Source organism: Enterococcus sp. AZ167, assembly GCF_051714025.1.
In the GTDB taxonomy this organism is placed as follows: Bacteria; Bacillota; Bacilli; order Lactobacillales; family Enterococcaceae; genus Enterococcus_D; species Enterococcus_D casseliflavus.
In genome coordinates this window covers 2,405,001-2,423,751 of the sequence record NZ_JBIORB010000001.1, presented here as the reverse complement: position 1 = coordinate 2,423,751, position 18,751 = coordinate 2,405,001, and the positions used below count along the sequence as shown (strand labels likewise).

General features: G+C 44.4%; 21 protein-coding genes (1 of these 21 running past the window's edge). 4 read left to right on the top strand and 17 right to left on the bottom strand.

Annotated features, from left to right (window positions below):
* Positions 1-41: 41 nt before the first annotated feature.
* Complete coding sequence (locus IGJ05_RS11420; RefSeq protein WP_081117078.1) at positions 42-221, top strand: hypothetical protein; 180 nt, start codon at positions 42-44, stop codon at positions 219-221.
* 171 nt (positions 222-392) lie between these two features.
* Here IGJ05_RS11420 and ispE read toward each other — a convergent pair whose 3' ends face one another.
* Positions 393-1,244 carry a 4-(cytidine 5'-diphospho)-2-C-methyl-D-erythritol kinase gene (gene ispE / locus IGJ05_RS11415; RefSeq protein ID WP_081117077.1) on the bottom strand — a complete coding sequence of 284 codons (852 nt, stop codon included), beginning with the start codon at positions 1,242-1,244 and terminating at the stop codon, positions 393-395.
* Positions 1,245-1,418: 174 nt separating this feature from the next.
* Between ispE and IGJ05_RS11410 the strand changes: the two genes are divergently transcribed.
* Positions 1,419-1,826, top strand: coding sequence for an Hsp20/alpha crystallin family protein (locus tag IGJ05_RS11410; protein ID WP_005230267.1), 408 nt, complete (start codon positions 1,419-1,421; stop codon positions 1,824-1,826).
* 55 nt (positions 1,827-1,881) lie between these two features.
* On the opposite strand, the gene IGJ05_RS11405 is transcribed toward IGJ05_RS11410, so the two are convergent.
* The 3 genes from IGJ05_RS11405 to IGJ05_RS11395 form a co-directional block, all read right to left on the bottom strand.
* A complete protein-coding gene (locus tag IGJ05_RS11405; protein ID WP_081117076.1) occupies positions 1,882-2,637 on the bottom strand; it encodes a DUF6681 family protein in 756 nt (251 codons plus the stop codon).
* A gap of 8 nt (positions 2,638-2,645) precedes the next feature.
* Entirely contained in the window at positions 2,646-3,089 is a 444-nt protein-coding gene (locus IGJ05_RS11400; protein WP_060791861.1) for a hypothetical protein, read from the bottom strand.
* A gap of 182 nt (positions 3,090-3,271) precedes the next feature.
* Positions 3,272-3,823 (bottom strand): hypothetical protein, encoded by a 552-nt coding sequence (locus IGJ05_RS11395; RefSeq protein WP_081117075.1) that lies wholly within the window; start codon positions 3,821-3,823, stop codon positions 3,272-3,274.
* A 124-nt stretch (positions 3,824-3,947) separates the two neighbouring features.
* On the opposite strand from IGJ05_RS11395, the gene IGJ05_RS11390 reads away from it, so the two are divergent.
* A complete protein-coding gene (locus IGJ05_RS11390) occupies positions 3,948-4,460 on the top strand; it encodes a type 1 glutamine amidotransferase domain-containing protein (protein ID WP_081117074.1) in 513 nt (170 codons plus the stop codon).
* A 135-nt stretch (positions 4,461-4,595) separates the two neighbouring features.
* Here IGJ05_RS11390 and IGJ05_RS11385 read toward each other — a convergent pair whose 3' ends face one another.
* The 13 genes from IGJ05_RS11385 to rsgA all read right to left on the bottom strand — a co-directional run bounded on the left by IGJ05_RS11385 (position 4,596) and on the right by rsgA (position 18,242).
* Positions 4,596-4,895: a hypothetical protein gene (locus IGJ05_RS11385; protein ID WP_015510628.1), complete on the bottom strand. Its 300-nt coding sequence runs from the start codon at positions 4,893-4,895 to the stop codon at positions 4,596-4,598.
* 175 nt (positions 4,896-5,070) lie between these two features.
* Positions 5,071-6,219, bottom strand: coding sequence for a mannitol-1-phosphate 5-dehydrogenase (locus IGJ05_RS11380; protein WP_081117072.1), 1,149 nt, complete (start codon positions 6,217-6,219; stop codon positions 5,071-5,073).
* Positions 6,220-6,241: 22 nt separating this feature from the next.
* Positions 6,242-6,679 (bottom strand): PTS sugar transporter subunit IIA, encoded by a 438-nt coding sequence (locus tag IGJ05_RS11375; protein ID WP_008381683.1) that lies wholly within the window; start codon positions 6,677-6,679, stop codon positions 6,242-6,244.
* A gap of 15 nt (positions 6,680-6,694) precedes the next feature.
* Positions 6,695-8,467 carry a PTS mannitol transporter subunit IICBA gene (locus IGJ05_RS11370; RefSeq protein ID WP_005230247.1) on the bottom strand — a complete coding sequence of 591 codons (1,773 nt, stop codon included), beginning with the start codon at positions 8,465-8,467 and terminating at the stop codon, positions 6,695-6,697.
* A gap of 312 nt (positions 8,468-8,779) precedes the next feature.
* Positions 8,780-9,214, bottom strand: coding sequence for a PTS sugar transporter subunit IIA (locus IGJ05_RS11365; protein ID WP_081117071.1), 435 nt, complete (start codon positions 9,212-9,214; stop codon positions 8,780-8,782).
* Positions 9,215-9,226: 12 nt separating this feature from the next.
* Positions 9,227-11,257, bottom strand: coding sequence for a BglG family transcription antiterminator (locus IGJ05_RS11360; protein WP_081117070.1), 2,031 nt, complete (start codon positions 11,255-11,257; stop codon positions 9,227-9,229).
* Entirely contained in the window at positions 11,238-12,986 is a 1,749-nt protein-coding gene (locus tag IGJ05_RS11355; RefSeq protein WP_306569688.1) for a PTS sugar transporter, read from the bottom strand. The genes IGJ05_RS11360 and IGJ05_RS11355 overlap by 20 nt, the downstream gene beginning before the upstream one ends.
* Positions 12,987-13,055: 69 nt before the next feature.
* On the bottom strand, positions 13,056-14,363 hold the full coding sequence (locus tag IGJ05_RS11350; RefSeq protein ID WP_266166727.1) for a C40 family peptidase: 1,308 nt from the start codon (positions 14,361-14,363) through the stop codon (positions 13,056-13,058).
* A 186-nt stretch (positions 14,364-14,549) separates the two neighbouring features.
* Positions 14,550-15,059, bottom strand: coding sequence for a rod shape-determining protein MreD (gene mreD / locus IGJ05_RS11345; RefSeq protein WP_010748845.1), 510 nt, complete (start codon positions 15,057-15,059; stop codon positions 14,550-14,552).
* 2 nt (positions 15,060-15,061) lie between these two features.
* The gene (mreC, locus tag IGJ05_RS11340; RefSeq protein ID WP_010748844.1) at positions 15,062-15,919 is read right to left on the bottom strand and encodes a rod shape-determining protein MreC; all 858 of its coding nucleotides are present in this window, start codon (positions 15,917-15,919) and stop codon (positions 15,062-15,064) included.
* A gap of 142 nt (positions 15,920-16,061) precedes the next feature.
* Positions 16,062-16,694, bottom strand: a complete 633-nt coding sequence (locus IGJ05_RS11335; protein ID WP_081117068.1) for a thiamine diphosphokinase — start codon at positions 16,692-16,694, stop codon at positions 16,062-16,064.
* Positions 16,695-17,348: a ribulose-phosphate 3-epimerase gene (gene rpe, locus IGJ05_RS11330; protein ID WP_081117067.1), complete on the bottom strand. Its 654-nt coding sequence runs from the start codon at positions 17,346-17,348 to the stop codon at positions 16,695-16,697.
* Positions 17,349-17,357: 9 nt separating this feature from the next.
* Entirely contained in the window at positions 17,358-18,242 is an 885-nt protein-coding gene (gene rsgA, locus IGJ05_RS11325) for a ribosome small subunit-dependent GTPase A (protein WP_015510635.1), read from the bottom strand.
* A 175-nt stretch (positions 18,243-18,417) separates the two neighbouring features.
* Between rsgA and IGJ05_RS11320 the strand changes: the two genes are divergently transcribed.
* Positions 18,418-18,751, top strand: the 5' portion of a protein-coding gene (locus IGJ05_RS11320) for an ISL3-like element ISEfa11 family transposase (protein WP_438725054.1). It continues 962 nt past the right edge of the window; the window shows 334 of its 1,296 coding nt (coding positions 1-334); its start codon is at positions 18,418-18,420; its stop codon lies off the right edge, out of view.

The window sequence follows — 18,751 nt, the reverse complement described above, 5'->3', positions numbered from 1 at the left end:
TATGTAGGATAATAACCTAAAAGCACTTGGAGGAAACGAAGATGAACAAATTTGTAACTGTGCCGCCAACTGTAAACAACAGCGACTTGTTGACTCGAATCGTCTTACCAGAAGATCCTGCATCGCAGCAAACCGAAGAAATCCGCAAAACGATCGACAAACCATTGTATGAAGAAGACAAAAAGAAAAAATCCGCAAAGAAGCAGCACCAAAAAGAATAGCCTTTGCTTTACGTAAAGAATCAGACCCCGACGCCTTATTTTCGTCGGGGACTTTTGTGTAGGGCAGCTTCTAGATGCTTCCTTCCCCACTTCAGCTGCCTTTTTCTTTACCATTGAAATAGAAGGCATACAAAAAAACACAGGCGAATTCAGCCTGTGTCCTTGACTCATTCATTTCAATGTACGTACAAGATAAACCTCATCGCAGAATCCTTTTAAGGCATTATAGACCCGCTGTGCCCGCGAATATTTTTGACAAAGAGCAAAGACAGTCGGTCCGCTGCCGGTCATCAAGGCAACATCGGCACCATATTTCATCATGCGATCTTTGATCTGTTGGACGATCGGATACTTCGGGATCGTGATGGCTTCTAGGCTATTGCCCATGGCAGCGATCATTGCTGGATAATCTTCGGCTAAGACGGCGGCCGACAATGCTGCGATATCTGGATGGTGCAGTTGGTCTAGCTCGACTTCTTGAAAGATTTTCCCCGTTGAAACGCTCAAACGAGGTTTAACCAAGATGACCCAACATTGCGGCATCGGCCGCAGCGGCGTCACCAGCTCCCCTTTTCCTGCAATATGGGAAGTGGTCCCATAAAGACAATAGGGAACATCGGTGCCGACTTCCATACCAATATCGATCAGCTCTGCCATGGAAAGGTCTAAATGCCACAGGCGAACCATCCCCCGCAGCGCTGCCGCACAATCCGTACTGCCCCCACCTAACCCAGCTGCCACCGGGATATTCTTGGTGATGCGGATACGGATGCCTGTTTTTATGCCGTAGCGTTTTTTTAAGATACTGGCGGCTTGATAGACATTATTGCGTTTGTCGATCGGCAAAAAGGCTTTGTTGGTTTCTATAATGATCTTATCTTCTGCTATCTCTTCCATTATCAGACGGTCGGCTAGATCAACACTAGACATCACCATTTCCAACTCATGGTAGCCGTCTGTTCTTTTCTCTAACACATCGAGACCGAGGTTGATCTTAGCTGGCGCTTTTTCAATAATCTCCATCTTCATTCATCCAATCATCTGATAGTTATTTAGTTCTATCATAGCAGATTCTTATAAGATAGTTGAGTGATTTCTCTTGTTTTTATGATTGTTGCCATTTTGGTTGCCCTTTGGCTTGGTTCCTCGTAAAATAGAAGTACCAACTCAATAGATAAAAGAAAGCGGGGGAACCACATGGCAAATTTGATTCCAAGAGATTTCGCAGGCGGCGAAGAACTATTAGGCAAATTAATGAACAGTTTTTGGCAAGAACGGCAAATGAATACGGACATTAAAGAGTACGAAGACAAGTATCTCGTTCAAGCAGATTTACCCGGCATCAAGAAAGAAAACATCCGCGTCAGTTACGTCAACAACACGCTGACGATTTCAGCGGCTCAAACAGAGACCACGGAAACCGAGGAGGATTTCGGACATTATTTGCGCAAAGAACGCTCTAGCAGTGCCTATCAACGGACCTTCACCATCACAGACATTGATGACGAGTCCATTAAAGCAGTGTTTGAAGACGGCGTTTTGACCCTGACGTTACCAAAAGCCAGCTACAAAGATGCACCCGCAAAAAATATCCCGATCGAATAACCGAGATACCAAAAAGGCAGTCCCTTCAGAGAACGCTCTTGGGGACTGCCTTTTCCTATTTGCGTGCTTGTCGTCGATACGCCTGTCTTGAGGTCTGTGGTTCTTCTTCAGAAATCTCTTTTTTGACGTACAATTTCAAACTGTATGGTTCATGGTATTTCACATCATTTTTGATAAAATCACCGCCAGTGATAAATAAGCCCACTGGCTCTAAGGGCTGTTTGCCTGTCCATTGGATCGTGCCGACTTTCGTCATCTCCGTGTAGCTAGTACCGATCTGTAATGCGTACTCATTTTCCCCTTGCTGTTTGACAAAATAGTAAGGATACAAGGTGTTTTTCGGGATCGTAAAGCCGTTGGATGACAGTTTGATCGCCAATTCTTCTTGAGCGATCAAGGTCTGCAAATGATTCGCCAATACCAGCTGATAGTCTTCTTCAAAATGGATCACCGCTTTTTCAGTCGTCAAACGATCAATGTCGGTGGTGCTGATGGTTTCTCCTTCAATATTGAAGACTTCGTCTGGTAAAACTTTGACAAAGGCCTGAGTGACATCGAACTTCATATTTTTGTTTAAGAAATAATAGAAGATATTCAGTACCCAGAAGTAGACTAAGACCAAAAAGCCGACCGTATAAAGGATCGCTTGAAAATAGTTTTGGTTCGCAAACATCCCGTAGACGATCCGCAAAATATACGCCGTTGGAATGATACTGAGGATGGTATAGGCACGGTTCAAATATTTAGGACTGATATCGAGATAGCCCAAAAATTTATGGATGCCGTTGATTAAATCTAAAATAAGCGTCATTTTCTCACCTACTCATTTCCTTGATTCTCATCCATGATCCCTTGTGGATCTGGCGTGGTCTCTTCACTTGAAGAAGGTGTTTCCTGATTGTTTTCCGATGGTGCTGGTGAAACATTGGCATCGCTTGATGGCGTCGTTTCTGCAGGCACCGAAGAAGACGGAGTCGTTGCTGGTGTTGCTGGTTCACTGCTGGATGACGGTGTTGTCTGCTGGTCATCGTTCGTCGGTTGTGAGTCCGTGCTAGCAGGTGTCTGATTTTGACTGTCTTCTGTCATCGAAGAGGGTGTGCTTTCACTCGGTGCTTGTTCGGTCGTTTCTGTCGTCTCTGTCGTTTCCGTCGCACGACTTGGTTGGCGGTAGCTGCCTGAATTCACCACGCCGGTGGCAGTGGCAATAATCGTTGATATCGTTAAAAGTGCAATTGGTTTTAAAATAGGCGGGACTTTTCGCATGATTCTCATCCTTTTCTTACCCGATGTTGCCCATTGGCATCCTCGGTTCCTTCAGCCTCTTCTTACCTTTATAATCGTTTCTGACAAAAGGGTCAAGATTCCAGAGGCTTCTGTCGCAGGATTTAAAAAAAACTAAACATGTAACTGTTTTCACAAAAAAACAACGACGGCAGTTGCCGCCGCTACACAAGGTATTCATAAAACTTTTCAAAGGTCAGCCGCAACGTGCCATGGTAATCCCGTAAAAGGGCGGGCAAAGCGATCACTTCTTCATGTTGGATCGGGGCATCGATTTGGATCACCGCTTCTTCCTCATCCAGATAATAAGAACTAAACAGTTCATCATCAGCAACTTCTTCTAGCTGATTGGTCAGCTCTTCATAAAACTTTTCTACGATCGGTTCTGCCAACTCATCAAAGACTGGCTGCAAGGCTGCCTCTACAGCTGGAAACGGCTGCGCGAGTAATTGCTGTCCGCTGAGGGAATGGCGGGTATTCTCATAGGTCAAATAAAGCAGGTCGAAATAATCCTCTTCTTCCCCGATCGCTTCTAGCGTCAAAAGGGCTTTTTCTACCAATGAAACCAAGGCCGAGGATACCTCTTGATGCATCACCGCATCAACTTTTTCAAATAATTGCTGTTTCTCGATGACAAATGTTTCTTCCATAAAAGTGAATTCCGCTTTTTCAAAGCAAAGGGGGGTATCAGAGATAAATAGTTGGATCGTTGCCATGGCGTTGCCTTCTTTCTTTTTCAAGCTGCGGACAAACAGATGATTTGTCAACAGCGAAAATCTTCGTTAGCATAAATAATAGCAGGTGAACAAATTGTTCATCAAGTAATAAGGAGGAGATCGAATGAGTAAAGTTGCTGTTATTGTCACTGATCTAGTTGAAGATGTTGAGTTGACGTCACCAAAAGAAGCACTGGAAGCGGCTGGACACGAAGTAGTCGTTATTAGTAATGAAGGCGCCGAGACCGTCGAAGGCAAACAAGGTGGAACATTTACCGTCGATGCGGACATTGATACGATCGATCCTGCAAGTTTTGATGCTTTGTTGATCCCAGGCGGTTTCTCCCCTGACCAATTACGGACCGATGAGCGCTATGTGTCATTGACGAAAGACTTTTTGACATCTGATCGTCCTGTCTTTGCCATTTGCCACGGCCCACAACTGTTTATCCAAACAGGACTGACGAAAGATTTGACCTTGACGGCTTATGATTCTGTGCGACCAGATTTAGCCTACGCAGGTGCCACCGTCAAAGATGAGCCCGTCGTGATCGACGAAACCTATCGGTTGATCACCAGCCGAAACCCAGATGACTTAGATGCCTTCAATCAAGCCATTACCGAGGCATTGAACTAACCACGAATAAGACTTGGTTTCTTAGAGAAAAAAAGCCGCCAGTTGCAGCGTTCGATCCTTCGTATCGATCGAGCTGCAGCTGAGCGGTTTTTTCTTGCGTAGCTTTTCAGTTTTCAGTGAATGGCTCTTTCCCCGTTACTCGTCAGAGGGCAGCTCAAAACCATCGAAAGTCTCGCCATCATAGTAGCGCAATAATTCTTCCGTCGATAATAAGGAAGACGTCATTTCTTCCTGTGTCTCATTGGCCTCTCGAAGTTGGGCAAGGTAAGCCGCATAGGCTTCTGCCAACTGCCGATAAACAGCTTGCCGCGAAGTTCCTTCTGCTTGGATCGTCGGCAATTCACGGATAAAGGCCCGATAGACGGGGCGGTTTTCCTGCCATTCGATCGGCAATTCAATTACTTGAAGCTGGGCTTCTTCAAACCATCGTTCCATCGCTCTCCCTCATTTCTTTTCTTATTATCGTCAAGTTAGTAGCAAAGGTCAATCGGTGAGCAAAAAAACACAGAACAAGCGTTGAAAGAAATTGCCACATCCGAAAAAGCTCGCTTGTTGGGCTAGCTTTTACGGATGCGGCAATTTATCTGCTTGTTCTGTGTGTTACTCGTTTTTATGCGGCAACATACGCATATTTTTCAATGTTTTGTCGGATCGTTTCAATCATGTCTTCATCTTGTAAGCCAGTGATTTCTGCAATAACTTCCGGTAGTGATTTTTCATCCAAAAGTGCTTGTAACTGTTGGCTTTGCTCATCTTCAGGGTCTTTGTAGTTGAAGATCATGCCAATCGTTTCATAGAGATGATCTGGCTGCATGTTGCGTTTTTCTAACTCAAGGACTGGTCGGATAAAGCGTTCTTCGGTCCCTAATTTGCGGACAGGTGTCCGTGCCACCCGAGTGATAGCATCGGAAATGTGTTTGTTTTTAAAGCGTTGGATGATTTTTTCGATATACCGTTCATGTTCTTCGGGATCAAAGGCCCACTTCTCAATTAAAAGCCGCCCAGTTTCTTCGAGAACGGATTTTAATTGGATCACCACTAAATGGTCCTGCATCGCTTCATCGATCGTCTGATAGCCTTGGAGGGCGCCTGTGTACGCTACCGTAGCATGACCCGTATTGACACTGAATAATTTCCGTTCAATATACGGTTCCAGGTCCGCCACATAATGGACCCCTTGCAGACGGATCGAGGATTTCATTCCTGACTCTTGGATCACCCATTCGCAAAAAGGTTCTACTTGAACGAATAAAGGATCTTCATGGTGCTGCAGCGGTACGATGCGATCCACCGCTGCATCTGGAAAACCAACCGTCGCTTCCAATGCTGACCAATCCGCAACGTATTTTTGCACTTCGCTTTTTAAAAAGGTCGATCCGCCGATCATGTTCTCACATGCGATCACATCAATGGCTGGCTTGTCTGAGTGTTGCTGACGTGCTTCTAAGCCTTTGGCGATCAGCTCAGCGATATGCGGCAAAATGTTGGGACCAATGGCGGTCGTAAGGATGTCTGCCTCGGCGATCGCTTGGATCACCGCTTCTGGTTCTTTGGCATTGTTCAATCCCGTCACATGCTCGATGTGGATCTGTTCTTGGGTCTCATCGGCTAATTCGATGGTATACCCTTGTCTTGCTTTTAAGGCGTCAATGATCGTTTCATTGACATCAATAAACGTGATTTCAAAGTTGTTGGCAGCCAATATTTCGCCGATAAAGCCGCGACCAATATTACCTGCACCAAAGTGAACTGCCTTCATGTCTTGTCTCCTCCTTAAATGCTTATGCTACGGTCAAACTTTGGGCGATTTCTTCTTTATCTAAGGCATCCGCCAATTCGACAACGTTATCGATATCGCTGCAAAAGAGGGCGATTTGTTGGACCAATTGCAGGTGATCTTCCCCTTTGCCCGCGATGCCGAAAAGGACGGTGACGATTTTTTCTTCGTCCGCTGTACCGAAATTCACGCCATCAGGCACTTGCACGATACAGATACCTGATTTCTTGACGTATTTTTTGGCTTCATCCGTGCCGTGAGGAATCGCAATAAAGTTCCCCATATAGACTGAGAGCATCTCGTCACGCTCAAGCATGGCTTCGACGTATTCTTCTTCCACACAGCCTGCCGCCAGCAATTTTTCGCCGCAGTAACGAATGGCTTCTTCTTTGGTCGCAAATTGTTTGTTCAATTCAATCATGTCTTTTTCTAATACTTGCATTCGGCTCATCCTTTCTTAATTCGCTGCTTTGATCGATGCCACGATCCGTTGATAGTTCGTCGTGCCCATCAAATTATTGACAGATAGGTGGATCGCTTCTGGCGCTGACGTTTGCGCTTGCGGCGTTAGGGCTTCTTTTGTGATCACCAGTGAAGAGGCGTTGGCATGGAGATCATTGATATGGCTTTTTCTGATCGGCATCGTCAGAGCTTCTTTGGCTAAAAGATCTTGGAAAACTTTCTGAGCCATCGTTGCCGAACCTTTGCGATCATCATGGGCCAAAATGATTTCGCTGACTTGCTTAAGGTCATTGGCGGAAGGAACATCTACCTGGTTGCCTGCTTCAGACTTTTTTGCTGACTCCCCCGCTGTCTTAGTCCCTGACAATGTGGCTACGATTTCATCGTACCGTGGAGAGTTCAGGAAATTCTCAACCGCAACGAAGGTCGCATTTGGCGCTTTTTGTTTGGCACGTTCTTGCAATTCTTCTTGAGTGACGATCAGCGTATTGGCATCGTCCGTCAAATTATTGATGGCGGAATTCGAGACATTTTGTGGAAGACCGGCTTCTTTGACTTTTTTCCGTAAGATCGATGCCCCCATAGCACTGGAGCCCATGCCTGCATCACATGCGAAGATGATACGATTGATGCCAGTCATTGGTTGAGCCGCCAAGCCTTTTGAGCTAAGTTTTGCTGCTTGCGTTTGTTGTACTTTTTCTTCAAAATTATCCACCGTATCCTTCGCATCCGCTTTCAAGATCGCGGCAGCGACGATAAAGGATACGCCTGCTCCTACGGCAATTCCCGCTAAGACAGAAACGACACTCATCACCGAGTTGAATGGCGTCATTGCTAAGATCGCAATGATCGAACCTGGTGAAGCAGGTGCCCGTAAGCCTGCACCTAGTAATTGGAAGGTAAAGCTTCCTGATACACCGCCGGCAATCACTGCTAAGAACATCAATGGTTTCATCATGACGTATGGGAAGTAGATCTCATGGATCCCACCGATAAAGTGAATGATGATCGCTCCAGGTGCCGAAGATTTCGCTGCTCCTTTTCCGAAGAAAGTGAAGGCTAGCAAGACTCCTAAACCAGGTCCAGGATTGGCTTCTAACAAGTAAAGAATCGATTTCCCAAATTCGCTGACTTGCTCAGTGCCTAGTGGTGTCAAAATTCCATGGTTGATAGCATTGTTTAAGAATAAGATTTTTGCTGGTTCAATAAAGATATTGGCTAATGGAATCAAGTGGGCATTGACGATCACTTCGACCCCTGCTGCCATTGCTTCTGTCAAGGTGTTCACAACTGGCCCGATTGCTACAAAGCCCAGTAATGCTAAGGCAAAACCGATCAAACCTGATGAAAAGTTGTTGACCAACATTTCAAAGCCAGCGCGAACTTTGTCTTGGAAGATCTCGTCAAATTTCTTGATGACCCAACCGCCTAAAGGACCCATGATCATCGCACCCAATAGCATTGGGATATCCGTTCCGACGATGACCCCCATCGTTGCGATCGCCCCAACTACGGCTCCGCGGTCACCAGCAATCACTTTCCCGCCAGTATACCCGATCAAGATTGGGATCAAATACGTTAGCATTGGACCGACCATCGTTGCAAAGGCTTCATTTGGTAAATACCCATCTGGAATAAATAATGCCGTTAATACACCCCATGCAATCAATGCGCCGATATTCGGCATCACCATACTCGACAACGTACTGCCTAATTTTTGAACTTTTGCTTTGACTGATGATTTGGCTGCTTTTTGTGTCTGTTCCATTTTTTTCTCTCCTCTCGTCTGCTTACACCCTTATTGTAGGCGCTTCCCAAAAAGCTCGAAAGTCGTACTTTGGCACAAAAAACTGTGCCAAAACTTGTAGCCAAACGGATAGGACAAAAAAAGGCGAGCAGCCCCTGCACTCGCTTATTTTCGTTATGTTTCACGTGAAGCATTTTTTTGGATTTTGCCAAAACACAAAAAAAACGTGTACCCGCTCCTTCTACACAAGGTAGAAAGAGCAAGTACACGGAGGCAGCTCATTCATTTATTTCGTTCGCTGCTCTTGTTGCAAGCCAGCCTGCTGCTGATCGCTTATTCTTCTGCCAGCAAAATCTGTTGGATCTCTTCAACCGATTCGGCATCACTAAGCACCCGAACATTCTGCATATCAGAACAAAAAAAGGCGATTTCTTGCAAAACAGCTAATTGCTGCTCTTTTAGGACGACTACGAAAAGGATCGTAGCGATTTTAGGCTGCTCCTTCGTGCCGAAGTCGACGCCATCAGGCACTTGGATCAAAAAGAGTCCTTCTTCCTTGATCCATTGCTGGGCTTCTTCTTCCGCATGGGGCAATGCCACAAAGTTACCGATGTAAACACCTGTTTTTTGATGGCGCCGCAAAAGGCTTTTGACATAGGGGAAGGAAACGATCTCCTGGTTGACTAAGTACTCGCCAATTTTTGTCAGAGCCTCTGTGGCATCGGTAAAGTGTTGATCCAACAAAATCCGCTCCTGTGGAATATACATCGCTGATCCCTCCTATTGTTTTACTTCTTCAATCAAGAGCGAAGAGAGTAACTGATAAATAATCGAATCATTGCCCGAATTAAAAATCTCCGTATTTAGATCATTCATAATGATCGAACCACTGATTTTTCCTAACATCTGAGAGCTTGTTTCATTGATAGGATACGGCGCCAACATGACTAATAAACGGGTAACAGCGATTTCTTTTTTATCCATCGCTAAAAGGGGCAAAGGTTGTTTCAAGTCGAAAATACGAAAAACTGGTTGCAAGATCGCCGAGCTCGCCGCGTGAAACAAGGCAAAGTGAGTGTCAGGAATGCCCACTGGCGCTTGGAAGTAGCGCCGTAAGAGACGATCAACGACTTTCTCACGATCCAAAACAACATGTTCATCAAAAGACGTCAGCACCAGCTGCAACGTTTCTTCCAAGTCCGCTGGGTTATCAAGGGCTTGCACTTGAAACAGCGCCAATAGCTGGTTAATGGCTTCGATAAAAGCCAAGACCGCTTCATAGGATTCCTCTTTGACCAAAGCAGAGGGTGCCTTTTTTGCGGAACGTTTTTTCTGACTAATGGCTTGGAAGGCCTTCTTCAACTCTTGAATATCTTCTTCTAGCAGGATCGGTGAAACGAGTTTGTACTCTCCTTGATACCCTGGCAGCAAGGAAGTCGAGATCACCAAGTCATAGGTCTCCTCGATATTTTCCCGTTTGACATCTCCCACTCGAAAGAAGGTGATTTGATTGATAAAGGGAAAATGTTTCCGCAGCTGCATCTCTAATAAACTGATGGAGGCTAATCCGCTAGGAGAGATCCCTGCAATATTGACTTCTAACACTTTCGGATTTTTTTCCAACGAATTGGCAAAATGCAGGACCATATAGGCGATTTCTTCTTCCGAGAACTGCTGCTGCGGAAAGACCTGCGGCAGATGATTGCGAATCCCGCTGGCGATCTCGACATACTGGTTCATGATTTTTTCTAGGATAGGGTTGTTCAAATGATCTTCTTCTAAAATCGCCCGCGTCATCACTCCTGAGATATGGGTCAGCAGCATTTTATACAAGTTCGTATCTTCATAAAACGCCACTTCCGTTTGCTCACTGACCAATTCGATCAAGCGTTTCACACGATAAGCCAAGTCAGTATCAAAATTGTCATCAAAAAAATCACGATCAAAGGAATTAGCAAAATCACCTAGTAACACGGCAAAAAAGACGATTTCGTTGATGGAATAAAGCAGTTTCGTCTTTTCGGCGATCTGAGCAAAAATCTTTTTCGCCACCTTCAGCAAGTCTTTGTTGATCTGACTCGGGTACGTCTCTTCTTCCACCGTGTAGCCCAAAGCTACCCGATCCATGGCTAGCGCCAGCATCAAGACGATAAACGCCAATTTGCGGTCACTAAGTTCCTTGAACTGCGGCTCGATGGTTTCTCGAATCAGCCGCTGGGCTAGCAATAGATGGTCACGGGACAGAAATTGAAAAATAAACGGGGCTTCATCATCGGTTTCCAGTAAATGGAAAAATTGGTACTCATTGATCTCCATCACTAGTGTATTGGCTGTGATCAACCGCCGATATTTTTCGGAGCCTTCGATCTCATACCCTTGATTGCGCACGATCCTTAACGGCAGCCGTGCGAGACTTTCTTCTAGCTGTTTGATATCTGAAAAAAACGTCGTATTGCTGATTTGGTAGCGATCCAAGAAGAAATGACTAGATACAGGCTTCGTGGCGGTAGTCAGTTGCAGCAAAATACGATGTTGTCGCTCACTAGCCGCGAATTCTTGATCGGTATCTGCCATAATGGCTTCTTGCAATTGGCGAATGCTCGTTTCTGATGCAAAAATTTGGAAATGACCACGACCGACCTTCTCTAAGGTAGCTCCTACTGTTTCCAGCGATTTTTCTAGATTAGCCAGTTCACGGTACACCGTTCGTTTACTGACTTTTAAGACTTGCATCATGCGATCTAAAGAAACTGGACCGGTACTATTCATCAATTCCGTTAATAAAAGTGTTTCACGATTGGTCAAAAACATAGTCGACTCCTTCTGTCAGTAACTGACGATACGCATCTGTCGTCAATAAATCATCCACCACCAGCAAAGGAACATCTGGGATCAGGCACTTTTCTGCAAGTTCTTTCGGGAGGATATAGATTGCCGTAGGGTCAAGAGCTTGTCCTTCATACGCCATTTTTTTTATGGTCAAAGACAGCGCTTGTTGGCGGGCCATTTTTCTTAGTATCTCCACTGCCATCGTTTGTGAACCGCGTTTTTTTCCAGTATACAAAAAGATGATCGTTGAAAATCCTAGCGAACTTGCTGCCTCGTTTTGCAGCGATTTTTGCGGATCCTGTTCTCTTTTTTGTAATTCTTGGATCAGCGGGGCATACTCATCTGCCGCCAAAAAATTATCTAACACATAATGCTGTGCGTGTGGTGTCTGCTTTTGGGCAATAGCTGCTAATTCCCGTTGGGTGATCACCAAAAGCGCGGGATCATCGATCACACGATAAATCGATTGATAGCGGACAGGAAACGTTAGCTGGGCTTCTTGTAATTGTTTTTTTAGTATGCTGGCACCAATCGCACTGGACCCCATCCCTGCGTCACAGGCCACGACGATCTCCGTGACTTTCTTCATTTTCGGCATCTTACGCTCCTCATTTTCTGTATTGGACTTCCGTTTTAACAGCACACTAGCGATCGCAAACGATACGACCGTACTGACGACAATCCCAGCTAAGACACCTAGGATCATAGACGGCGGTGTATTGAGTAAAATCGCTAAGATCGAGCCCGGAGACGCAGGCGCTCTTAAGCCTACCCCTAAAAATTGGAAGATCAGCGTGCCACTGAAACCACCAACGATCGGACCGAGCAACACCCAAGGATCGAGCAGAACAAACGGGAAATACACTTCATGAATCCCACCAATAGCCTGCACAAAAACGGATGCTGCGGCATTCGTTCGGTTTCGCTTTGAACCAAAAAAAAGATACGCCGCTAAGACCCCTAATCCTGGACCGGGGTTAGCCTCGATCAAAAATAAAACCGACTGACCATTGAGTGCCGCTGCTTCGATCCCTAGCGGTGTAAATAGACCATGGTTGACAATATTATTAAAAAACAAAACCTTCAATGGTTCTACAATGATATGAATAAAGGGCAAAACGTTTTGCTGAACAAAATAATCAACCAGCTGATAGCTGCCGAGACTGAACCAATTAAAAAGCGGCGCCAATAGGAAGTAACTGCCTAAAAAGAGGAGTCCGCCAAACGCACCTGCAATAAAATTGCGCACCAGCATCTCATAGCCACTTTTGACTTTGCTCACGATCGAATCACTGCGGTACAATAGCCAGCCCGCTAGCGGTCCCAGCAGCATCGCCCCAAAGACCTGGGGAATATCGGTTGCGAGAATAGCCCCTAAGACCGCCACTGCTCCTACGACCCCACCTCGTTCAGGCGCCAACATCTGCCCACCTGTATAGGCGATCATGAGGGGCAGCAGCACAGTCAAGACTCCTTGTTCCATTTTCTGGATCACTTGTTGATCGACTGAGAAAAAAGGCAGCAGGAATGAAATCAGCATCCACGCAATAAAAATACTTAAATTCGGCATCATCATGCGAGAAAGATAATTCGTATAAAACTTAACCGTTATCATTTTTTCTCTGGAAGACGAGGTCTTGTTCATTTTATCCGCTTCCTTTCTCTTCTCTATTATAAGATGTTCTGGCAAGACTGAAAACAAAAAAAGCATACGTTTTTTAAAACAGAAATCAAAAAAAGCTGACGTAAAACGCCAGCTTTTGAAATAGCTTCAATTGATTTAGTTTACGCGTACCGCGAAATCTGGTGAGTAATAAGAGTAACTGCTAACAGAAACATTTTGACCTGGTGTTGGTGCATGAACGTATTGTCCGTTACCCATAGCGATCGCCACGTGGTGTGTGCTTCCGCGGCTACCCCAGAATAACAAGTCACCAGCTTTTGCTTCATTGATCGAAATCACCGTACCAGAAAATTCTTGTGCGTAAGTTACCCGTGGTAATGAGATCCCAACTTTAGCAAATACATATTGTGTAAAGCCAGAACAGTCAAAGCCGTCTGGTGTCGTACCACCCCATACATAAGGAGTACCAATGTATTTCATTGCTTCGGCTACGATTGCTGAACCGTTGACCGTTTGTGCGGGTGCAGGAGTATTGCTTGCACCATTGCCGCTATTGTTCGATCCTTGGTTGTTATTGCTATTGTTATTGTTGGCAGGAGTCGATGGTGTCGTATTTGTTGAACCGCCACCTTGTGATGAACTGCCTTGCGTAGTATCAGTCGTCGTACTAGAATTTGTTGTTGAGTTTGATGTCGTTGAATTCGACGTTGAAGACTCGCTTGATGCTGCTTCCTGAGTAGCTGCTTCAGCTGCTGCCGCTTCTTCTGCAGCGATGCGTGCTTGTTCTGCTTCGTATTCTTCTTTTTGTTTTTCTAAATCAGCTTTTTCATCTTCTTTAGATGCTTGTTGAACAGCCAATTCCGCTTGTAAAACATTTAAATCGGCTTGTTTGGCTTGTAGATCCCCTAATTGTGTTTCTAGCTCAAATTGGTTCGCTGCGATTTCTGCCAATTTATCGTCGTTTTCCGCTTTTTTCGCTTCAACTGCTTCTTGGTCTGCTTTTTGTTGATCCACAAGATCTTTGTTAGCATTGACGATCGTCGTCATTGCTTGCACACGGCCAATAGCATCTGTTAAAGAGTCAGCTTCTAATACTGCATCAATAAAGTTCGTGCTTTGACCATTGACTTGAACGTCACGGGCTTGTTTTTGGATCGCTTCTTCACGCTTTTCGATCCTGACTTTCAAATCAGCAATTTCTTGCTTCAACTTTTCAGAATCCGCACGCAAATCACCTTGTTGTTGCAACAAAGTTTGGGCTTTTTCATTGATTGCAGCCACGTCGCTTTCAAGTGCTGCTACTTGTGACTGGATGCTCGCTTGCTGGTTTTGCAAGTCAGAGATCTCTTTATTTTTTTCTTCAATTTTATTGTCAAAATCTGATGCAAAGACAAGTGTCGGTGCTGCTGCAGAAGTAAGAACAATTGAACTTACTAACAATAAAGATAAAATTCGCTTTTTCACTCTTCATTCCTCCGGCTGTTGCTTCCCCTAATATGGTTTTTTTATGTATAAATGCTTAAGAATACCTAAAGTCCTTCACGATAGTGTGATTGTAACACAGCCGTATGTCAGAGAGATAAAAGGAATATTACAAAAACATTTCAATCGCTGTTATTTTTATACAGTCAAACGCAAAAAAAAATGAAGCTATTCGTCTTTGAATAGCTTCATGAATGGAACGACTAAAAGGATAAACAAAATGATGTTCAATAAAAGCGTAGGTGCTAGAAAGCGGGAAACAAAGAATGACGTGCTAACTGAGGCGATCTTAAATAGCAACTGGACGCCCAACGTCACAACTTCTAAGCTTGTAACAAAGATGATCATTCCGAAAAACATGGTAAATACATTTTGATAAAGCGTATTTTGCAAAATATACATGATCCACACGATCAAGGGAAACGCCACCGTGTAGATGCCGATCACACCGACATAATACACGTCATAGAGGCAGCCGATCACAAGCGCCGTGGTGATCAAAAAGTTTTTCGGCAAATACTTCGCGCCACATAAAAGGGCGATCAATAAAAGATGCGCACTGGCGATATAATTGTCTTGGGTCCATTTTTCTAAAAAACGCGTCAGTTGTCCATCTGCCAACATCATCAAAAAGAAGACGCCCGCTGCCAGGTATTTGATGTAGTCATGCTTTTTCATGGCTATTCCTCACCTGCCAAGCGTTTGATAATCGTTACTGCTTGAATATCATACATTTGGGCATACGGTTTTACAAACACTTGGGTATCAAGACCAAACTCATCTTTGGTGGTACGGATCACTGTTCCGATCGCTAAGTCGGCAGGTGAGTTTCCTCCTAATCCAGAGGTCTGCACGACATCGCCTTCCTTCAGCTCATTGTCCCCTGTCAACTGGGTAATGACCAAGGAACGTTCTTTTTGATCGTAACTACTTAGAATCCCAAAGTTTGACCCATCTTCGCCGCTGATCCGAACCGGATAGTGGTTAGAATTCTGGTTTTCAGAAGTCAAAAGTTCAATTTTAGAAGAAGCTGCATTGACTTCTATCACACGACCAATCAAGCCTTTTTGCGACATGACCGCCATGTTGACCTCAACGCCGTCTCTTGAGCCTCGATCCACGATCAGCATATCTTGCCAAGTATCAGGTGACCGATTGATGACATTGGCGGAGATCCGTTCATAATTCGTCAAGGTCGCATTCAGCTCTAGCTCTTCTTTCAAGGCATCGATTTCTCTTTGCGCATTGTCCTTCGCTTGTTCCAATTCATCAAAACTGTCCAATTTCTCTTTTAAACGTTCATTTTCTTCATACGTCACAAACAAGTTTTTGACTGAATTCGCACCATTTTCGATCCAACGAAAAGGCGCCGTAATCACTTTATCGATAAAGCCAACGGAGTCATTGACCGTTGATTGCACAACATTGGTGGAGTTTCCCGCAGCTCTGCGGGCGATCGTCACGCTTAATACGGTGACAACTAAAATCACAATAATCAATGTGATGATAATATTTTTATTAGGATTAAACTTTTTCACAAAGACACCTCAAATAATTCCAAACTGTAGTTCCAATTTTACCATTAATACCCTGCAAACAAAAGCTAAGTTGACCGTCTTAATGTTTTTTTTGTAATTAAGTTTCTGAAATTTTCAACAAAAAAAAGAGACGTTTCGTCTCTTAATCACAACTTTGAATGACTGCTATCATCCCGCTGCTAAAGGAAAAACCTGCTGTTTGTGTCAGAAATTCATTGCTGGCATAAGAAGTTGGGTACGGCACTTGGACGTTTTCTAATAAATACTTGCTACCTATCAACGTCAAATCTGTTACCGGCGTCAAACAGCAATACGCCAAATACTGCATCTCGGGTTCTTTTTCTAATTGATAGGTGCCTGGTAAAAAGAACTGAACGACATTTTGACGATCTAAAAAACGCAGATTTGGGGCAAATGGACGAAATCGATCTTCTAAAGGCAGCCATAGATTGGCTAAAAGATGGTCGAGACGTCCTCCTGTTGCACCAATCAAGTCGATTTGCGCTTTTGGATAGCGACGCAACGTCTCCACCAATGCCAATTGGGTATCTGTATCATCTTTTTCAGCAGGAGCTTGGATCACTGTGTTGACTTGTTGTTTGACTGCTTGCAGTTCGCCTGCGGTCAAAGAGTCGAAATCACCAATCGCTAGATCGACTGGCCGTTGGTGCTGAAGCAAAAACAATGCCCCGCGATCAATCCCAATGTATTTGTCATACGTCATCAGCGGTGGCCAATTTTCAGGGCGCCCCCCTGCTGCTAACAAAATCTTCATTTATTGCAAAGCTTCTTTCAAGGCTCTGATTTGTGCTACAGGTTCATCGGCATCGTAAATATAGCTTCCTGCTACGAAGACATTTGCACCTGCTTCCAGGCAACGTTTGGCTGTCTCAGGAACGATCCCGCCATCTACCTCGATATCATAATGGTAGCCTTTTTCTTCTTTTAAAGCAGCCAGTACCGCAATTTTTTCTAGTGATTCTTCAATAAAGGATTGCCCACCAAACCCTGGATTGACCGTCATGACTAACACTTGATCACACATGGATAAAACATGTTCAATGGCTGATACTGGTGTGCCTGGGTTGATGACGATTTCTGCTTTGACATTTTCTGCCACAATCATTTGGATCGCACGATGGATATGAGGTGTTGCTTCCGCGTGGATCCCAATGATATCTGCCCCAGCTTCTGCGAAGGCATGGATATACTTTTCTGGTTCGGTGATCATTAGGTGAACATCCAACGGCAGTTTGGTAACTGGGCGAATCGCTTTAACGATATTTGGGCCTAAGGTAATATTAGGGACGAAATGACCGTCCATCACGTCTACGTGAATATAATCTGCGCCATGGCGCTCTACCAACTCAATGTCTCTTTGAAGATTTGCAAAATCGGCACTTAAAATAGATGGTGCTAGTTTTATCATGCTTTTCCCTCACCTTTTCTTCTTTTTATAAACCGGACGTCGGTTTTCAATCTCTTCTAAAAATTGCACGTAATTCTTATAACGAGTCTCGGCAATCTCATTTGCTGCAACCCCCTGCTTAACTGCACAATCAGGTTCATTAAGGTGCCTACATTCCCTAAAACGACAGTTGGCAGCTACCGCTAAAAAGTCAGGAAATAGTTTGGGTAACTCCACCGCTTCGATTTCCAAAAAGTCGATCGAACTAAATCCTGGTGTATCGGCAACCAATCCATCACAAATCGGCAAGAGCTCCACATGACGGGTCGTATGTTTCCCCCGCCCGAGAGATTCTGAGATCACTCCTGTTTCCAATGCCAATTCTGGGACGATCCGATTCAGCAATGTCGACTTTCCAGCACCGGATTGTCCCATAAAGACGGTGATCCGCTCAGGAAAGTACCGTTGAAGTTCCAATAGATCTTCGCCTTCTGCTTTTGACGTGATCACGTGGTAGCCAATTGCTTGATAGGTCTCCTCAATTGCTTTCATTGCGGCAAGATCTTTCACAAGATCCGCTTTTGTCAAAAAGATGATCGGTTCGATCCCCTCATACTCTAACGTCACTAAAAAGCGATCCAATAGATTATAGGAGAAGTTCGGCTCAACTAGACTTGTCACGACCACCCCTTGATCCACATTTGCGACTGGCGGTCGAACTAGCTCATTTTTTCGCGGCAAGATCTCTAAAAGATAACCGTCTGTTTGATTGCTGCTTTCAAAGATCACTTCATCCCCCACCAAAGGAGTGATTTTTCGATTCCGAAAATTTCCTCGAGCGCGGGTTTGAAAGATTTCATCTTCTGATGCCACATAATAAAATCCGCTTAGCGCTTTGATGATTTTTCCCTTCAAACAATTTCCTCCTCGTTTTTTACTATTGTATCATATTTTGGCTCTATAATTTATGGGACTGATGAATCAGAATTGATTCTTCAGCCCCATTTTCATTTTAGGTATTAAAAAACATATCGTTCTCTAGTATGATTAAATCACCACAAAATAAACAACTGAGAGGACGATATGCTATATGAATGATTCTATCAAAAAAATGCTGAGAATAATAGAGAAAGATTTGATGATTACAGAGGTCTCTTACGAGACCCTTCAGAAGAAAAAGACGTTGGTCGTCGATGCTGTTCTCTCGCCTACTCCTCGTGCTTGTAGAAGTTGTGGTTCTACTGTGGTAGATGGAAACGGGAAAGCAATTATAGTGAAAAATGGGAAGAAGGAAACGATTGTCCGTTTTGAACAATACAATCATATGCCTTTGGTTATGCGCCTAAAAAAGCAGCGCTATACCTGTAAAAACTGTCGCACCCATTGGACTGCTCAAAGTTATTTTGTCCAACCCAGACATTCAA

Excerpts from the sequence above, each read along its gene's own strand:
- IGJ05_RS11420 (WP_081117078.1), top strand. The coding sequence starts at position 42 with ATGAACAAATTTGTAACTGTGCCGCCAACTGTAAACAACAGCGACTTG.
- ispE (WP_081117077.1), bottom strand. The coding sequence starts at position 1,244 with ATGGAGATTATTGAAAAAGCGCCAGCTAAGATCAACCTCGGTCTCGAT.
- IGJ05_RS11410 (WP_005230267.1), top strand. The coding sequence starts at position 1,419 with ATGGCAAATTTGATTCCAAGAGATTTCGCAGGCGGCGAAGAACTATTA.
- IGJ05_RS11405 (WP_081117076.1), bottom strand. The coding sequence starts at position 2,637 with ATGACGCTTATTTTAGATTTAATCAACGGCATCCATAAATTTTTGGGC.
- IGJ05_RS11400 (WP_060791861.1), bottom strand. The coding sequence starts at position 3,089 with ATGCGAAAAGTCCCGCCTATTTTAAAACCAATTGCACTTTTAACGATA.
- IGJ05_RS11395 (WP_081117075.1), bottom strand. The coding sequence starts at position 3,823 with ATGGCAACGATCCAACTATTTATCTCTGATACCCCCCTTTGCTTTGAA.
- IGJ05_RS11390 (WP_081117074.1), top strand. The coding sequence starts at position 3,948 with ATGAGTAAAGTTGCTGTTATTGTCACTGATCTAGTTGAAGATGTTGAG.
- IGJ05_RS11385 (WP_015510628.1), bottom strand. The coding sequence starts at position 4,895 with ATGGAACGATGGTTTGAAGAAGCCCAGCTTCAAGTAATTGAATTGCCG.
- IGJ05_RS11380 (WP_081117072.1), bottom strand. The coding sequence starts at position 6,219 with ATGAAGGCAGTTCACTTTGGTGCAGGTAATATTGGTCGCGGCTTTATC.
- IGJ05_RS11375 (WP_008381683.1), bottom strand. The coding sequence starts at position 6,679 with ATGCAAGTATTAGAAAAAGACATGATTGAATTGAACAAACAATTTGCG.
- IGJ05_RS11370 (WP_005230247.1), bottom strand. The coding sequence starts at position 8,467 with ATGGAACAGACACAAAAAGCAGCCAAATCATCAGTCAAAGCAAAAGTT.
- IGJ05_RS11365 (WP_081117071.1), bottom strand. The coding sequence starts at position 9,214 with ATGTATATTCCACAGGAGCGGATTTTGTTGGATCAACACTTTACCGAT.
- IGJ05_RS11360 (WP_081117070.1), bottom strand. The coding sequence starts at position 11,257 with ATGTTTTTGACCAATCGTGAAACACTTTTATTAACGGAATTGATGAAT.
- IGJ05_RS11355 (WP_306569688.1), bottom strand. The coding sequence starts at position 12,986 with ATGCTTTTTTTGTTTTCAGTCTTGCCAGAACATCTTATAATAGAGAAG.
- mreD (WP_010748845.1), bottom strand. The coding sequence starts at position 15,059 with ATGAAAAAGCATGACTACATCAAATACCTGGCAGCGGGCGTCTTCTTT.
- IGJ05_RS11335 (WP_081117068.1), bottom strand. The coding sequence starts at position 16,694 with ATGAAGATTTTGTTAGCAGCAGGGGGGCGCCCTGAAAATTGGCCACCG.
- rpe (WP_081117067.1), bottom strand. The coding sequence starts at position 17,348 with ATGATAAAACTAGCACCATCTATTTTAAGTGCCGATTTTGCAAATCTT.